This is a genomic window from Burkholderia pyrrocinia, assembly GCF_001028665.1.
Lineage (GTDB): Bacteria > Pseudomonadota > Gammaproteobacteria > Burkholderiales > Burkholderiaceae > Burkholderia > Burkholderia pyrrocinia.
In genome coordinates this window covers 44,800-60,762 of record NZ_CP011506.1, presented here as the reverse complement: position 1 = coordinate 60,762, position 15,963 = coordinate 44,800, and the positions used below count along the sequence as shown (strand labels likewise).

Sequence of the window (15,963 nt, the reverse complement as noted above, 5' to 3'; positions counted from 1 at the left end):
CAGGTTCGATGCTGTCGTTCAGGAATTCGCTGGCGTCCGTCAGCACCAGACGACGTGGTCGTAAGCGACGGTGCGCCGGTAGTAGTTCCGTCCATCCCAAGGCGTGTACGTGTATTCCATGTACGCGCAGTGCAGGACTACTATCCAATGGTGCAGTCGGTTCGTTTCCATCGTGACCTCCATCTGCGGTTGGTTTGCTCTTCAGGCCGACCGGGACCCAAGATTCCGAGTCCCCACGTAGGGGTTGTGCCGGTGCTGCCTGGACTTCGGCAGAACTGCTGTCCGCCAGTCCCCTGAGTTCGTCGTCCCGCGACTGAAGGAGCCTGCCGGCGGGCGTGTTCAAGGGCGGTCGCAAAGCCGCACGCGGAGCGCAGCCCGAAGGGCGAGCACCGAACGGGTGCCGCGGCCGGCGAAGCGGACCCTTGAATGCGAACGACGGTGGGCTACGGTCGCGTTTGGGACGGCGAGCTCAGGGACTGGCGGTTTGCGGAAAGTTGAGACGGCACCGGCTCGCCGCGCGGCGAGCGCCCCATCTTGCGGCCGTGGCCGCAAGACTGATGAGGTGTGGGCCGCGTGTCGCGGTCGTTCGCGACACGCGGTTGCGCTATGCTTCGGCGTGATCGTGTGAAATCTGAGACGAGTCGATGCTCATTCGAGAACAGGGAAACCTCATCAAGGTGCTGCGCGTCGAGCCTCCCAAGCAACCGCGTGCAAGGGGACGTCGGCGCGAACACGTGCTCGGCACGTTTCGCGCCGACGAGCCAATACCGCCCGAGCTGCTCGCCGCACTAACCCCCAACGACCGCGAAGCGCTCGCGCGCTGGCTCACGGTCTACCGGGAAGGCCAGGCGCGCACGGAAGCGCGTGCGATGCTGGCCTCGGCGCCCGCGCAACTGGAATCGCTCGTCAGTGCACTCGAAGTCGCGGCCGATACCATGTCGGCCGCCGAGGCCGACCGTGTGTGGGCGCAGCTGCAGGCGATCGCACGGACGCTGAAGCGGTCCGGCCATCCGCGGCCGCGCGCCGTGCGCCGGCCGCCGGCGCCGCTTCCCGGACAGCAAGATTTCTTCGCTGAAGCCGACGAGCTCGAGCAGCTCGCCGAACAATAGCCGGGCGCCTGTCTGGAGCCGGCACCCAGCATCGGCGACGACACCGGCCGCACTCGGATCGCGCCCCGACCTACCAACGCTCTACGAATACGCGGCGGTCGAACGATCGACCCTCGACGCACCGACGGATCTTGCGAACTGCCGGCACCCCTGATATACATACAGTGGTTGCGATCGACGACCACCGTACGATCCGGAGAGCGGAATGGACAACTTGATACAGGCGGGCGACGTTCACGATCGCCAAGAGTCCACGCAGACGAGCGGCGGGCTCCGCTGCGTGCGAATGGATCTGACTCGCAAATATTGGTGCTGCGCATGATGACCGCGCCGATGCTCGATCAGCGCGACACGATGGTCGCGCTCGGGTGGACCGTGGTAAGCGACTACGGCTATTCGCATCGTAGTGGCTGGACGATAGGCGTCTGCCGCGTACGGGACAAGTGGGTAGTCGAGCTCTGGGATGGAACAGATCTCCACGCCAACGTCGATTCCCCGGTAGCCGCCGCGCGGCTTCATCGGGAGCTCGTGGTCGAAGCCGACTCTAACGTAGCCGGCGTGGACATCGATAGGGCGGATTAGGCGGCGCTGGTGAGCAGTCCGTCGGTAGTTGTGCGACGAGCGGTAGTGCAATTCTAGAGGCCAGGTCGCCTGCGTCTCAAGTCGGGGTAGCACGGTACGAATCGCCGTCACGGCGGATCTCGTACCACCTCGTTCCGCCGAATTCGGCCGCCGCGCTGTCCGGGCGTGCATAGAGGAGGCCCAGCATGCGGACGGACTCCCCCTGCTCGGGGAGACGATCCAGGTCACCTCGCAGGAACATGTTCCGACCATTGACAGCAACTGCGAGCGTGCGCCTCCTTGTCATTTGGAGCCCGTCTGGTTGCTCACGCGTTGCCGGCGATTTCGAACTTCCCCCGGACGCGATTTCCCAGACAGCAAGGTCCGTGAGCGACGGCGTGCGGCGCAGCATCGCTCCGTCGAAAAACCATCCGGCTAGTAACGACATCGTCAGTGCTCCCTATTCAACGGCCGTCGGAAGCAAAATCGTGGTGGTCGGCAGCGCACGCTGCGTCGGTCAGTTTGTGTGATCGGCGCCGACGCCCAGGAATACACGCTGAGTCCAGCTCGCAAAGCTGCCGACGATGCGCAGCGGCCCTTCGTGGACAATCATGATGCAGGCGATCATCACGACAAGACCAACTGCGTAGAGCGCGAGTGAAGGGACCGATTTCGGCTGTTGCATTATTCAGGACTCCATTTTACATAACAGATACTAGCGACGGAGAGCATGTAACGGCCATTTATTAATGTCCGGCCCGGACATTTGATTCTGGCTTTGACAGAGCATGACAGCTGTATCCGGCCTCCGACGGAATCGGTGAATCTTTGCCGCTTTTGATGAAGCGCTGCAACTCGTCCCAGGCCTCCAGATAGCGAAACTTCGGCACGGCCGCCAATTGTCCATCGTGCAGCACAAGCACGCGTTCGACCACCAACTGTTCGTGATCGAGTAACAGGCAGGGTTGATCGTCTTCGATCCGCTTGATGCACGCGTCGAGCGCGGTCTCCGCAGTCCGGTATGGCCCTTGTTCCGCTCCTGCGGCGGTCTCGCGCCGCAGAAGGTACGCGAGGTAGACGACTCGGATCAGGCAACAGATCTGATCGAAATCACCGCGCCCGGCTCGAATAGTCGCCAGCGCCAGGTGGTTTTCCAGCGAGAGCGCATGTACGTTCGCGGTCGGCAGTGGCAGCAACATCTCTTTCGTGCGCGCCGGTCGCGTGTTGCGGGATACGCCTTGCTTTCTCATGTTTCACTCTTCGTTCTCGCGCTCGATCTCACGTCGACCAGAATTCTGAGCACGTTACGCCTCACCGGCCACGATATGCAACTGGCCATCACGATCGACTACCTCGCGCCGCATCGAAAACAGCCGGCCGCATCCGCCGCACGACCAGCCACGAACGTCGGTGTGCTGGGCGCTGCCGACGCGGCCGCAGAACGGGCATGGCGTCGTCTCAGTGGGTTCGATGCCCAACCGCATCCGTGCCGACAAACTGCCGCTCGGCGCCAGTCGGTCCGCGAATTCCGTGAACATCGTGCTCCATTTCTGGATCATCCCGTGGCTTGTACCGACGAGATCCGCCGCCTGCATAACCGAGAGCGGCAACGACAGGTGTCGAATGAACAGGCGCATGCGTTCGAGCGAACTCATCTTTGTATTGACGAACGGCGTGCCTCGGCGCCGGGTGAATCTGATTCGGCAATTTGCGCACTTAAAGCGCGGAAATGCTCCATTCGGACATTCATCGAAACGCGTTTTGCGACTACCACAGTCCGGGCACGCTGGCGGCCGATGACTGAGCGAATTCAGTTCGTCGAACGCGTGTGTGAGCCTGGCAGTCAAAACGAGATCTTCGCTCGCTCCGATCTCTTGAAAGAGCAGCGGTGCAGGATCCAGCTCCGTTGGGCGCCCGCCGAGCCTAACCCGTCGCTCCCACTCTCCGGTCGAATCGATCTGCAACAGCCACGTGCGCCAGGCCATTACGCGTTTTCCAATGTCGGTTGACAGGCTTCCCATCCGTTCACCGGCGTCGACGCACGAAATCGGCCGTGATAGCAGAGACACGAACAGATCGAGCTTCTTGAGGTGCTTTTCACCGAGCGGCGTGCCGACCGTGCGACTGAAGTAGCGCCGGCACGTCTGGCACTCGAACATCGGAAGTCGACCAACGGGGCGCGTCCTGAATCCCGCGCTATTAATGTGGCTGCCGCCACAACGCGGGCAGCAGGGACGCGGATCGTGGCTTTCGGACAAGATCGCGGCGATTTGCTCGGTCAGAAATGCCGTAAGCTCAGTGTCTTCGCCGACGTCATCGGGGCCTTGACGCGCCGTTCCACTCAATCGCGCTTTCATCAGAACTGGGCCGTCACCTGAAATCCCAGCGTGACCCGGGCCGTCGGAAACCCGGACGGCTTGTACACCGGCGTGCCGGCGAACAGGTCGTAGCCGAACCCACCGTAACGCGTCGCGACGCTGCCCTTGACACCGATCACCGCACCGGCAAGCTGCGTTCCGACCAGCACGACCGGCTGCGGGCCCCACACGCGGCCGTAGTCGATGCCTGCGTAAACTGCCTGGCCCGACTGCCCGATCGGCGCCTGTAGCTCGTTGCGCCAATAGAAACCACGCGTCGCAGCGAGCATCGTTTCGCCGTCGAAGCCGCGAACCGTGTAGCGGCTGCCAATCGTCAGATCGTCGATGTAGTACAGCGTGTTGCCGGTGTACTGGCCATGAACGCTAGTCACATACCGGAACGGCTGCTTTGCGATCGCGAACGGCACCGACAGATTCGCATCCAGTACCGCCATTCGATAGCGGTAGGTCGGGCCGCCGCCAGCTGCGAGTATGTCGTCCCGCGCACCGAGTCCGCCGACACCCTGACGATAGGCGAGCGTACCGTCGAACTGTGCACCGTCGAAGTAATGACGATCGGTCAGGCCGAATTCAATAGCCGTGTTGTTGCGGCGCTGCTGCGTGATTTCCGTGTCTTCGATGAAGCTTTCACCGAAGCGCCGCGACAGACGGGCGTATCCGCCGAACACGTCGTTTTGACTGCGTAGCAGTACGCGGGACAGCTTGAAATCTAGCGTCTTTGAATTGCCGCTCGCGACAAACGTCTGGTTCACGCCCGCAATCTGTTGATAGTAGGTGTTCGTGTACGCGGCCAGCGTCGCGGTCCAGTAGCCCCACGGAATCGAATAGAAGCCGTTCCAGCCATGTGACCCAAGGCGCTTGTCGCCGAATTCGAGGTCTTGGCTGACGCCGACGTTGAATACGTCGTTCAAGCCAAGCGGGTTATCGATGCCAATCGCGAGATTGCCCTGCAGCTTGCCAGTCGCGCGTGTGCCCGAATTGTCGATCGAGGCGACGACGGTCCACGGCTTACCCCGCTTCACGTCGAGGACGACATTGCTCTCCCCCGGCACGTCGGCCGGCACGATCTGCATCGACACGTCCTGGCTCGTCACGCGCTTCATCTGCTCGAGGCCCTGTTCGAGGTCGCGCAGGTTCAATAGTTCACCGTCGCCGGTCGGGAACGCGGTCTTCCAGGTGCCGCGCAGCTTCTCGTCCGCAAGCCGCACATGCCGGATTACGCCGGGCACCAGCGCCAGCTTCAGCGTCCCCGTCGACAGGTCCTGTTCCGACAGTAGGACACGCGTCGTGATGTAGCCGCGCGCCAAGATCGCACGTGACAGTCCCTTGACGATCGTATCTATGCCTTGCTTCCCGACGCACTGGCCGGAATAGTGAGCGAGCCATTCGCGCGCGAAGGCGAATCGATCCATCGGCAGCGCGGACGCGCCTTGCGCCTTCACGGATACAGTCAAGGAATCAGGGACGTCGAGCGTGAAACGGTCGATACGAAAACACGGCTGTTCGACCGGTAGTGGAGGATACGTTTCGACACGTGGCACTTCCGACCGCACGGAAGGCGCACGCACTGCCGCGTCACGTTGCTGCGCGTCACGTTGTTGTTGTGCTTGCCGATCTTGTTCAGCGTTCGCACGTGCGGCGGCTGCCCGATCTTCAACCGTGGGAGCTTGCTGTGCGTGTACTGCGAGCGACACCAAAGCCGTAATTGGTATCGTCGTTAGCCGCAAAAGCGTTTTCATTATTTATTGATCCCGAGACGCCGTTCGTAGCGCGCCCTTTAATTGGCATATCAATTTTATTCTTTAATCATCTTTTAAATTCTTTAGAAATTCAGGATCTACCCAAACACTCTTAACTCGGGCCGGATCGAGATAAATTTCCTCGGGCTTAAATGGACGAAGGGAATCCAAAAATACAACCAATGAACTCCCAACCTTCGACAAAGCCTCATACCCGGGAATTTCATGATCCCAGAAATAAATGCACCCATAATCACCGTCATGAAGTGATATGCAAACATAGTTTCCACCTTCGGCGTGAGCTATTGGGAAATAGCCCGAAACCTCAGTCTGCTCCATATATCCGATATTTTGATGAATCTTATCAAACGGAATAAATTGACCAATTCCAGAACCACCCCCACCCGGAATATCAAACGCATTTGAGTCAAAATAAGCTCCGTTTAGTTTCTTCAGAATTTCTATATACTCGGACGGAAGCGTCCTTCCAATTTCGCGCTCGACCTTAGCAATAGCTTCAGGTGTCGGCGCAGGCAATGCGTTGCGTGTCTTAATAATCATCATTGAGCTCCTGGGGGCGGCTTTAGAACGGCACTGCCTCCGGTATGGCGAATCGCATCATGCAGGTCTTGGGGAATCAGGAGCATCGTCCCGGCATTTTCGACGTGATGCCATACATAGCCACTGGGCGTCTTCGTAAACCCTGCCGCCTGATTTGAGAGTGCAGCATCTTTATTATAGTCCCCCGTCAAATCGACGACATCGACTCGCGCCTTCGCGTATGGCGCAAAGTCGGGGAATCCCTGCGAGTTGAACTTGACTCCTTGCGGATACTTCTGCTGAATTTCGGTGGGAAGTTTGTCCATCGGAAACTGCTGGTCCGCGTATTTGCTATTAATTGGGTAGCGCCCGTTAATCAGGGGTAACCCATTGCGACCAACGCCAGTAATGGCCGCCGCCACGCCGTAGCCAGCACCCGGCGACGCTCCGATCCCAAGCTCCGCAATCAGCTCCGACCCCTGCAACGACTTGAGCGCATCCATACCAGCATAGCGCGTGTAGCTCTGAAGCGCTGCTGTACGGAGCGACATCAAATTCGTGTCGGACGACTTGAGATTCAGCAGCTCGTCCATCTCGGCGGCAGACAGGCTCCCGGTATTCCGAAGCTTCTGTTGCAGTTCGTTTTCGCGAGCACCGTATTCGACTTGCTGCTGCCGAAGATCGGTAAGCACGGCCTTACATGCATCGGCACTGGCGCAGTCCTTTACCTTGGCTTCGTTCGCTTCCCAGAGCTTGCCATACTGCTGCTTGACCTTCTGGTTACACACCGACGGATCGGCTGCCGTCGAACAACTGATTTTCGCCAACGAGCGTGCGGTCTGCTCCGGCTGCGTGAGGAAGTTGTTTTCGACTTCCGTTTGACCCGCCGTCGTTGCTGTCGCTGCGTTCAGTCCGCCAGCGGTGGCAACGCCCGCGACAATACTGGAAATCAGGTTCCCCTTGGCCTGCTTCTCCGTCGCGGTTTCGTTCGGACTATCGGTGAACAGATTGCTCAACAGGCTCGACGTCGCTGCCCCCATCGCACCAGCGCCGCAATTCTGACTACTTGCAGCCGCGCCAGCACAGGCCACAATCGCATGCATTGCTGCGTGCAGCGGACTGCCTTCCGTGACCGCGCCCGTCTTGACAAGATCACCGATGTACGACGCGCCCTGTTGTTGCAAGTAGTTCACGACGCCAGCTTGAACAAACTGTCCGCTGCTACCCGTGACGTTGCCGCCTGCTGCTGCCGTCAACGCCGACAGTACCTGCCGGTAGGTCCCACCCGGCCCCCAATCTGCCATCAACTGATCGGCTTTCTGCTGCGCTGCTGCCCGTTGTTCGGGCGTCAGGTCGAGATTCTTCGATGCCGCTTTTGCTGCATCCGCTTCCTTTAACCGATTATCGACAAACGTGCCAGCCTGATTGATGAACTGACTGGTGATATCAAACCCGGCCTGCACCTTGTCCTTGTCGAAAATAGGCGCGAGCGTGCCGCCCGTATTCGACGTATCGCGATTGACGCTCGCGACTGTCTCGTCGGCAGACTTGCCAGTCATCTGCTGTTGCTTGACGTTGTCGGTGATCTTGAGCGAACCGCCACTGATCCCGCTACGCGTGGTTGAACTCGCATTGTCCGATGCGCTCAACGCAATCGGGGGAGTAGCGGAAAATCCGCCGCGATCCGGGAGGTTCGTGCCGGCAACAGGATTTACGTTATCGGCCGTTCCCTTTTGGTTCTTGCCGATGCCGCCGCCGTAACCGCCAGAAATCCCGACCGACGACGCGTCGTAAGACGCATGATTCAGGATATCGCTCGTCGTCAGCGTCGCCGTCGTCAGGCTGTTCTTGCCGTCCTGTACAGCCTTGTCGTTACTTGCGATCACGCCACCTTTCAGGTCCGTATTTCCCTTTACATCGACCTGATAACCGCCGTCGCCAGCCTTAATGCCCGACTGTTCGGCGACCGACGCGTAGTCGCTGTTCATCTTCTGCTGACTGATGTTGCCCGATACACTCGACGGGCCGGCACACAACGGCGGCACGCACACGCTGACCGATACGCCTGCGCCTTGTTGCTTCGAATTGTAATGGTCGGTGTCCTGCAAGCTCTCGACGTTCAGGTTGCCGCCCACGTCTGCGACGACTTGCTTGCCGGACGCGACCGCACCCTTGATGTTCGTATCGCCGCCGGATTGAATCGTCAGCGTGTCGCCTGCCGTGACGTGCGTATTCGTCCAAGCGGTTGAATTGCCATCGGTGTTTCCTCGATTGCCCGCGACGCCAGCCGTGAATGCAATTCCATTCTGCTTACCGCCCCCAATCGACACGCCGACGCCGAAGCTTCCGCCACTATTTTTCGATGACTGGCTGCTGGTACTTTCAGCCGCTTCCAGATTCACCTTGCCGTCTGCGGCAAGCTTAGCGTTGCCACCGGCCGAAATCGTACTACCGATTACGTCGATATTGCTATCGGCACCAGCGCCCGTTGCCTTTATCGATACGTTGCGGCCAGCCGACACCGTACTACCGACTGCCGTACTCGCTTGCGATTGCGACTGGTTGTCGCTCTTGCTCGCGCCGACGGAAATATTGATACCGACGGTCTTGCCGAGTGCCGACGGATCGCCGCCGCCCGTTGCATCATAGGCGTTCTTCGCAGCAAGGCCCGTCGTTGCGGCCGCCAGCGCGGTCAGACGTGCATCGCCCTTGGTTTTGCCGGCCGCTTCGACCATCTGCCTGCCGGTCTGTGCCAAGGCGATGACGGGGCTGGTCACGCCGACCGTCACGCCAGCCTGTCGGTATTGCTGCTGTTCCGCCTGACTCATCGTGTCGTAAGCCGAATCGATCTTGACAGTCTTGCCTTCGAGCGACACGTCATTACCTGCGTGCAACGTGCTACCGGTAGCGTGCAGGTTGCTTCCGGCGGTCACATTCAGATTACCGTTCAAGGAACCGACCATGCTGCCGGTGTTCGTGACTTCCGTCGAATGCTGCTGATCCGACATCGAGCGCGTGCCGATCGAAACCGACATGCCTCCGTTCGACATGAGGCCCGATTCCTTTTTCTCGAAGCTGTTCGCCGACTTCACCGTATCCTGCGAAGTCGTGATCCTGACGTCACGCGCCGCGTACAGATCGACATCGTTTGTGCCGACTACGTTGCTGCCCCGAACCGTGATGTCCTTGCCGGACTGAATCCTGACGGTATCGCCCGATACGGTGCTCGCGACACCGATGTTAGCTTGCGTGTCGTGCGATTCCTTGGTGGTCGAACCCGATACGAAACTGCCGCGCTTCGTCTGGACGTTCTTGTAGCTGTCGTGTTCCTCACGGCCTTCGTTGATCGTCACGTTACCGCTGCCGGCAATCGTCACACCGCCCGGCGTCACGCTGTTGGTACCCGACGTAACCGACGAGCCCGTCAACGTGACATTGCCTTTCGACGCATCAGCGATGTCGATGGCCGACAATGCTGCATTGCGACCAGCCGAGAAGGTGGTGCCGACTGCGGTTTCGTCGTAGGTATGGTCTACTTCCTTGCGCGCGCGCCCATCGGTTGCGACGTTATCGAGCTTCGCTGTGTCGGTGACCGTCGTTGCCGTGAGGTTGCCGCCAGCCAGTACTGACAAATCCTTGCCGGCCGATACATTCGCGCCCTTAAGCGTCGTATCGTTACCGCTTTGCATCCCCAGGGTACCGCCCGCGGTAATGCCGCTCGTCACGTTCTTCGTCGTGGATTCTTCCCAATGATGCTGATCGTTCAGGTACATCGACTGGTTCGTTGTGGACTGCACCGTATCGACGTTGATGTTTCGGCCTGCCGTCACGAGTGCATCTCCGCCGGCCGACAGATTCGCACCGTGCAGCGACAGGTCGCGACCGGCCTGAACCGACAGGTCGCCCGTCGCCGCGATCGAGCCTTGCTGACCGACCAGGCTTGTACTGACCTTGCTTGCGCCCGATGCACCGGTCGCGCCCACGGCATCAACCAGCGTCGTGTTGACGATATCCCGGCCGGCGCTGACCGCGACCCGGTTGCCGGTGATCATCCCCGACGCGTTCACCACGTCGTTGCTCGCCGACACGACCGTCGTGCCGTTGGCGCCGCTACTCGAAATTGTGCCGCCGCGGTTCAGGATATCGGTTGCGGTCAGCACAGTCTTCGTGCCGCCCTTGATGACACCCGTATTCGTTGTGCTGCCGGCCGTATGGATTTCCACATCGTCGGCCGCGATCAAGCCGCCGGTCGGCTGCAGGTCGTTCGCGTGGGTCTGCGCCATGTAGACGACCGGGGCCAACACATGCGTCGTTCTGCCATCGGGCAGCGTGACGGTCTGGTCGACCAACCACACGATATCGCTCGTCAGCGCGTCCATTTGCGCGGCGCTCAACGCCATGCCCGGCACCAGACCAAACTCCTTGGCGTAGTTCGCGCCGTTCGTCATCAGCGCCCGATATTCGTCTTCTGCGCTCGCATAGCCCGGCAGGAAGGTGCGCCCCGTCAACTGCGTGATCTGGTTGCGCACCATTTGCTGCTCATACATCCCGTCGCCCAAGCGCTTTTCGATGCTCGCGGGGTTCAGGTTCAATGCCCCAAGCATGTAGTCGCTCGAGATGAAATTCGTATAGCTCGTCAACCGAGGATCGGTGACGATCAAATACGGTTGGCCCGGCGCGGAGTGGATCGAGTACATGCCGCTCGTCGGCAGCGTGATCGACAACGCACCGGTTGCGCTTGCGACCGATTGCAGGGCCGGCACCGTGGTCGAACCGCTTGCCGCGCCGACCTTGTTCAGCGTGCTACCCGATACACCCTGATTCGCCGAATTGTTGCCGAGCGTGCCGCCCGTTGCGCCGGTCGCTGAATTCTGCGCTGCGACGTTCTGGTTATTGACGCTCTGGCCGGTGATCGACACCGACTGATTCGCGATGATCGTGCCGCCCGTTCCGCCAATGGCGACTGGCGTATGGACTACCGGCGGTTCAACGATCGTGCCGCGATCCTGCGTGGTGTCTTCGTTCCACGCGTACATCGACACGATGTTGTCCGTTTGGTACTGATACAACGTCTGCCCGACGTTGTTCACGACCGTGCCGCCGTAACTGCCGCTACCAACGGAACCGTTCTGCTGCGTGCTGCCGATTTGAATCGACTTGCCGGCCGCGATCACGCTGTAGTCGTTGTTGATCGTGCCGACGTTCGCCATCGTGATACTGCCGCCCGCCACGAGCTGCGCCTGCGGCGCCTGGCTCGTTACCTTGTCTTGCTGAGTCGTCGACGTGGTATCGCGCCAGATTTCAACACGTTGATAGCCGTTGTGGCCGTCGCTGCGTGTCTTGTATTCAGTATCCGGGACGTAGTTGACGTGTGGGTCGTAGGCATCCCAATAGTTGACCGTCACCGACCCGTCTGCGTTGGTCGTCAGCGTGTTGTAGTAAATCGTCTGCTGCTTGCCATTCACGTTGACGACCAGCACCTTGTCGATTGCGTTCGGTCCGGACGATTCCGATACGATCTGCGATGGGCTATAGCTTGAGGTGAGCGCCGTCTTATAGCCATTCACCCACATCGCCTGCGAGCAGCCACCGTTCGGGTCCGCGTTCATCGTCGCGCATACGATGTATTTCTGGCGCTTGGTTTGGTGCGAGGTCGTCGCGCCGGTCGTTTCGGTCGTGACTGTCGGCGCAGGACGCGAATTGGTGAACGTGCCCGCGGCGAGCTCAAGATTGCCTTGTGCTTCGATCGTGGATTGATCGTTCAGCACATTTTGCGTGCGATTGGCGAGCAATCCGTTCGCATCGCGCTGGCCGTTCGCCGCAATATTGATATCACCGACGCTGAACAGGTTCGCACCACCCGTATTCGACAATTGATTCGTCGCGTACAGGTTCAGTTGATTGGCGGCTGCAAAGACGGCGGCGGCTCCGGTGTTCGTGATCGTATTCGCGTTCGCCGTGACGTTGGCACCGATCACGGTCCCCGTGTTGTTCAACGTGGCGCTGCTGGTCGTGACCGAATCACCTTCGATGCGCCCAGCGTTATCGATCGTTCCACCGTTTGCGTTGACCGTCGTGTTCGCGGAATTCAGATCCGCACCGCTCTGGTTTTCGACATTCGCCGCATTTACGGTCAGCGCGCCGTTCGCATCCAGTACGCCCTGGTTCGTCAGCTTGCCGGACGTGGTGAAATTGAGGTTGCCATTCGCGTGAAGCCTGTTCGCGGCCGTCTGCGTGTAGTCGCTCCGGAGCGTGATCGAACCGTTACGGCCCGCGACGATGGACCCATCGCCGGACAGCGTACCGGTGTTCAGCGTCAGGTCTTGATCGCTGCCGATCGCACCGCCCTGATTCGACAGTGCACCAGTCTGAATCGACACGCTACCACCACTGCCAGCGTCATTGCCGATCTTGCCCGAGGTGTCGTCAATCGTCGCAGCGGTCAACGACAGCGCGCCGTTGGCGCGTATAGATCCGTTTTGGTTAGACAGCGCTGCGTTCGCACCGTTGAATGTTAGGTTGTTCGCCGCGGACAGCACACCGCCTGCGTTGCTCGCGTTGCCGCTGACATTCAAGGTCAGGTCGTGGCCCGCCAGCGTCTGGCCGCCTTGCGCATTGGTGAGGGTCTGCGCGGTCAACATCACGTCACCATTGCCGCCGATCGTACCTGCGCCGGCCTTACCGGAGGCATCGGTGTTCGTAATCGACGCACCACCGTTGATTGAAGTCGCACCGGTTCCGATGTTTGCGACGCGACCATCGCTGTTGTCGATGCTTGCACCGGACAGTTGCAGGGTCGACGTCCTACCGTTCGCCTCGATTTGTCCGCCTTGGTTGAGAATTGCCCCCTGCGCGCTGGCCGTCAGATTGCCGTTGTTCGCCTGGATGAGGCCTGCGGAATTTTTCAGCTGGCCATTCGACTGTACTGACAGCGATTGAGCGGCGAGCAGAGAACCATTCGAGTTGTCGACCGAACCGCCGGAAACCGACACGTCACCGTTGCCGCCAATCGTGCCGCCTGCCGTGTTCGAGAGTACGTTCGTCGTCGTGACGGACAACGCATCGGTGCCGAGCGCTTTGACGGCGCCGCCGTCGTTTGCCAAGCTATCGGCCGAGACCGTCAAGGCATGATTCGACTCGATCGCACCCGCTTGGTTGTTGACCGCTCCTTGAGATTTGATCGTCACGCTGTCGGCACCGATGTAGCCGGCCGCGCTATTGTCGAGCGATTGAACACTGAGCGTAGCCTGCCGCTGTGCGGACAGGGTGCCGGCCTGATTCGACACGGCGGCGGCGGTCAGCGCGAGCGCGCCGTTGGTCGCGATCGAACCGCCTTGATTCGACAGTGCACCGGTCCCGATGGTCAGTGTGCCGCTGCCGGCGTGCGCGATCTTGCCGTGGTCGTTGATCAGTGTCGCCGGCGTCAGGCTTAGATCGGCGCTATTCGTCTGTACCGTGCCGGAACTATTGTCAAGCGTGCCAGAAACCGCGATCGCGGTCGGGTTCGTGCCGGTCTGCGTGATCGTGCCCGACCGGTTCGCCAGGTCGGTCGCCGACAGCGACAACTGGCTGCCCTGAATCGAACCGGAAGTGTTGTCCAGATTGGACGCGCGAACGTTTGCCAATGCGCCGGCGGAAATGCTGCCGGAGGCGTTAGCCAGGTGCGTGCCGGCATCAACCGATGCGTTCTGACCAGCCGTCAGCGAACCGCTACCGTTGTCGACGGACTGCGCACCAACCCTCAAATCGGTCGCAGCGCTGATCGAGCCTTGGTTCGCGATGCTGCCGGCCTGCACCTTGATGCCGCCGTCGCCGCCGATCACACCGCCTTGCGCGCCGTTCGCGGACGTACCTGCCGCGTTCGTGAGCTGGCCGGTCGTCGTAATGGACAGGCCGTCGCTGTTCAGGGACGTCACGCGCCCGGCGGTATTCTGCAGCGAAGCGCCAGCCACCGTCATTTGACCGGCACTCTGGATGATGCCTTGGTGATTGTCGATCGCACCGCCTTCCACGTCTGCGGTGTTCTGCGACACCAGCGTGCCGGCCTGATTCGAAATCGCCCCGGACGTGTGAACGGTCAGCGGCCCCTGCGACGACACGGTGCCGTTTTGGTTCAAGACGCTGCCCGCCGTCAGCGTGACACCATTCTGGCTCGAGAGGCTACCGTGATCGTTGACGATCGCGCCCGCTGCGGTCGCACTCAATGCGCCCAGTGCGCTCGTCGTCGCGTTGGACAGGTTGATATCACCCGCTGTTGCGTTCACATCAAGCGTGCCGTTCGTCGCCGTCTTGCTGCCAGCGAGATTGACGCCGTAACCGCGAAGCGTCGTATTTCCGCCTGCGATGTTCTGGCCGGTCGCGGTCAGTTGCCCCGTCGTCGTTACTTGCAGGTCACCGGCTTGCGTGACCGTGCCGTTACTGTCCACACCCGCGCCAATCGCACCCGCAGAATTCAGCGATCCGGCATTGATGCCGACGTTGTGTTGCGCGGCGAGCGTACCAGTGTTGGCCACATCCGCGCCGGTATTCAGCGACACGGATTGCTGGCTGTAGGTCGTGCCGCTGTTCTCGATGCCGCCGCCGGCCAACACGGCGACATTGCCAGCCGAGCTGATTTTGCCGGACTGCACCAACCGACCATCGGTCGTGAGCGTCATACCGGCCGCGTCTGCCGAAAGCGTGCCGGCATTCTGGACACCGACAGCGCTCCCCGAGCTCACCAGAAAGATGCGGTTACTGTACATACCGCCGAGTTGGCCGACATCGATCGCAACCGTCGGGGCCGCACCATCGCCTTGAATCGGCGTCGCCGCGAGCGTGTCGTGATTAACCTGATTCGCACCCGCGATTACGTTCAGATTTTTCGCGTAAATGGCCGCATTTGCTTGGACGGCGCGAGCTATAATGTCGACCTGATCAATATTGGCTGCGTTCAGGCCCGATCCCGACACCGTTACAAGCCCACGATTCACGTTGAAACCAGCCACGGAACCGTCTGCGCCGTAATACGGCACACCAGTTGTCAAAACGGCGCGCGATGTGTTAACAAAGCCGCCGCCGTCGATTAGCAATCCAGCCGGATTGCTAATGATGAGTTCCGCTTTTTGTCCGGCAATCTCAACGAAACCGCGAATCGAGCTCGGATTATTGCTGTTAACTTGGTTAACGATGATTCGCGCAGCGTCGTTCGGCCCGAAGTTCGGGTTGCCGTTGATCATACCCGCTTGCTGCGTGTTAACAATCGTGGGTGAATTGTTAATTATCGCGCCAGGCTTTTGAACGTCAAACTGATTATACGTATTTAAAGAAACACCGGCACTTCCGGGCTTATTGATGTTGACTTGCGGCAATCCGTTTTGCGTTTGGATGACCGAAGGTGCATGTGCACCGCCACCCACAATCTGAGCACTTGCCAACATCGGAGTCGCGCCGGCCGCCACGAGTACCGCAAATGCTGCGTGACGCAGTGCAAACCTCGCCAACATGTTTGGCGTCGAATTGTCGGCCGCACACTCCGCCTCGCCCTTACTCGCCTTCCCCGCCGAGGTTGCGGTCTCTTCCACCGCGACCAACATGCCGCGCACGCGGTTGAACACCAGTCGATATTGATTCTTGTTCATGATTCTGGTCTACCCG

The 15,963-nt window shown here is 60.2% G+C and carries 9 protein-coding genes; 2 read left to right on the top strand and 7 right to left on the bottom strand.

Translation table 11 applies throughout. The features are described from left to right. Positions 1 to 39: 39 nt before the first annotated feature. Entirely contained in the window at positions 40 to 171 is a 132-nt protein-coding gene (locus tag ABD05_RS39395; protein WP_006493590.1) for a hypothetical protein, read from the bottom strand. A gap of 473 nt (positions 172 to 644) precedes the next feature. On the opposite strand from ABD05_RS39395, the gene ABD05_RS34970 reads away from it, so the two are divergent. Both ABD05_RS34970 and ABD05_RS34965 read left to right on the top strand, forming a co-directional pair. Further along, entirely contained in the window at positions 645 to 1,109 is a 465-nt protein-coding gene (locus ABD05_RS34970) for a hypothetical protein (RefSeq protein WP_047904777.1), read from the top strand. A 318-nt stretch (positions 1,110 to 1,427) separates the two neighbouring features. After that, positions 1,428 to 1,691 carry a hypothetical protein gene (locus ABD05_RS34965; RefSeq protein WP_047904776.1) on the top strand — a complete coding sequence of 88 codons (264 nt, stop codon included), beginning with the start codon at positions 1,428 to 1,430 and terminating at the stop codon, positions 1,689 to 1,691. A gap of 496 nt (positions 1,692 to 2,187) precedes the next feature. Here ABD05_RS34965 and ABD05_RS38475 read toward each other — a convergent pair whose 3' ends face one another. The 6 genes from ABD05_RS38475 to ABD05_RS34940 form a co-directional block, all read right to left on the bottom strand. Next, on the bottom strand, positions 2,188 to 2,355 hold the full coding sequence (locus ABD05_RS38475) for a hypothetical protein (protein WP_158361738.1): 168 nt from the start codon (positions 2,353 to 2,355) through the stop codon (positions 2,188 to 2,190). 61 nt (positions 2,356 to 2,416) lie between these two features. Further along, positions 2,417 to 2,920 carry a hypothetical protein gene (locus ABD05_RS34955; protein WP_047904774.1) on the bottom strand — a complete coding sequence of 168 codons (504 nt, stop codon included), beginning with the start codon at positions 2,918 to 2,920 and terminating at the stop codon, positions 2,417 to 2,419. Positions 2,921 to 2,974: 54 nt separating this feature from the next. Then, positions 2,975 to 4,027 (bottom strand): DUF746 domain-containing protein, encoded by a 1,053-nt coding sequence (locus ABD05_RS34950; protein WP_047904773.1) that lies wholly within the window; start codon positions 4,025 to 4,027, stop codon positions 2,975 to 2,977. Further along, the gene (locus ABD05_RS34945) at positions 4,027 to 5,787 is read right to left on the bottom strand and encodes a ShlB/FhaC/HecB family hemolysin secretion/activation protein (protein WP_047904772.1); all 1,761 of its coding nucleotides are present in this window, start codon (positions 5,785 to 5,787) and stop codon (positions 4,027 to 4,029) included. The genes ABD05_RS34950 and ABD05_RS34945 overlap by 1 nt, the downstream gene beginning before the upstream one ends. Before the next feature lie 63 nt (positions 5,788 to 5,850). Then, entirely contained in the window at positions 5,851 to 6,351 is a 501-nt protein-coding gene (locus ABD05_RS37200; RefSeq protein WP_082146347.1) for an SMI1/KNR4 family protein, read from the bottom strand. Continuing rightward, positions 6,348 to 15,947, bottom strand: coding sequence for a hemagglutinin repeat-containing protein (locus ABD05_RS34940; RefSeq protein ID WP_158361736.1), 9,600 nt, complete (start codon positions 15,945 to 15,947; stop codon positions 6,348 to 6,350). The genes ABD05_RS37200 and ABD05_RS34940 overlap by 4 nt, the downstream gene beginning before the upstream one ends. Positions 15,948 to 15,963: the final 16 nt, after the last annotated feature.

What these genes read in the sequence shown, in the direction of transcription:
- ABD05_RS34940 (WP_158361736.1), bottom strand. Translation starts at nt 15,947, where the DNA reads ATGAACAAGAATCAATATCGACTGGTGTTCAACCGCGTGCGCGGCATG.
- ABD05_RS34970 (WP_047904777.1), top strand. Translation starts at nt 645, where the DNA reads ATGCTCATTCGAGAACAGGGAAACCTCATCAAGGTGCTGCGCGTCGAG.
- ABD05_RS34965 (WP_047904776.1), top strand. Translation starts at nt 1,428, where the DNA reads ATGATGACCGCGCCGATGCTCGATCAGCGCGACACGATGGTCGCGCTC.
- ABD05_RS37200 (WP_082146347.1), bottom strand. Translation starts at nt 6,351, where the DNA reads ATGATGATTATTAAGACACGCAACGCATTGCCTGCGCCGACACCTGAA.
- ABD05_RS34955 (WP_047904774.1), bottom strand. Translation starts at nt 2,920, where the DNA reads ATGAGAAAGCAAGGCGTATCCCGCAACACGCGACCGGCGCGCACGAAA.
- ABD05_RS39395 (WP_006493590.1), bottom strand. Translation starts at nt 171, where the DNA reads ATGGAAACGAACCGACTGCACCATTGGATAGTAGTCCTGCACTGCGCG.
- ABD05_RS34950 (WP_047904773.1), bottom strand. Translation starts at nt 4,027, where the DNA reads ATGAAAGCGCGATTGAGTGGAACGGCGCGTCAAGGCCCCGATGACGTC.
- ABD05_RS34945 (WP_047904772.1), bottom strand. Translation starts at nt 5,787, where the DNA reads ATGAAAACGCTTTTGCGGCTAACGACGATACCAATTACGGCTTTGGTG.
- ABD05_RS38475 (WP_158361738.1), bottom strand. Translation starts at nt 2,355, where the DNA reads ATGCAACAGCCGAAATCGGTCCCTTCACTCGCGCTCTACGCAGTTGGT.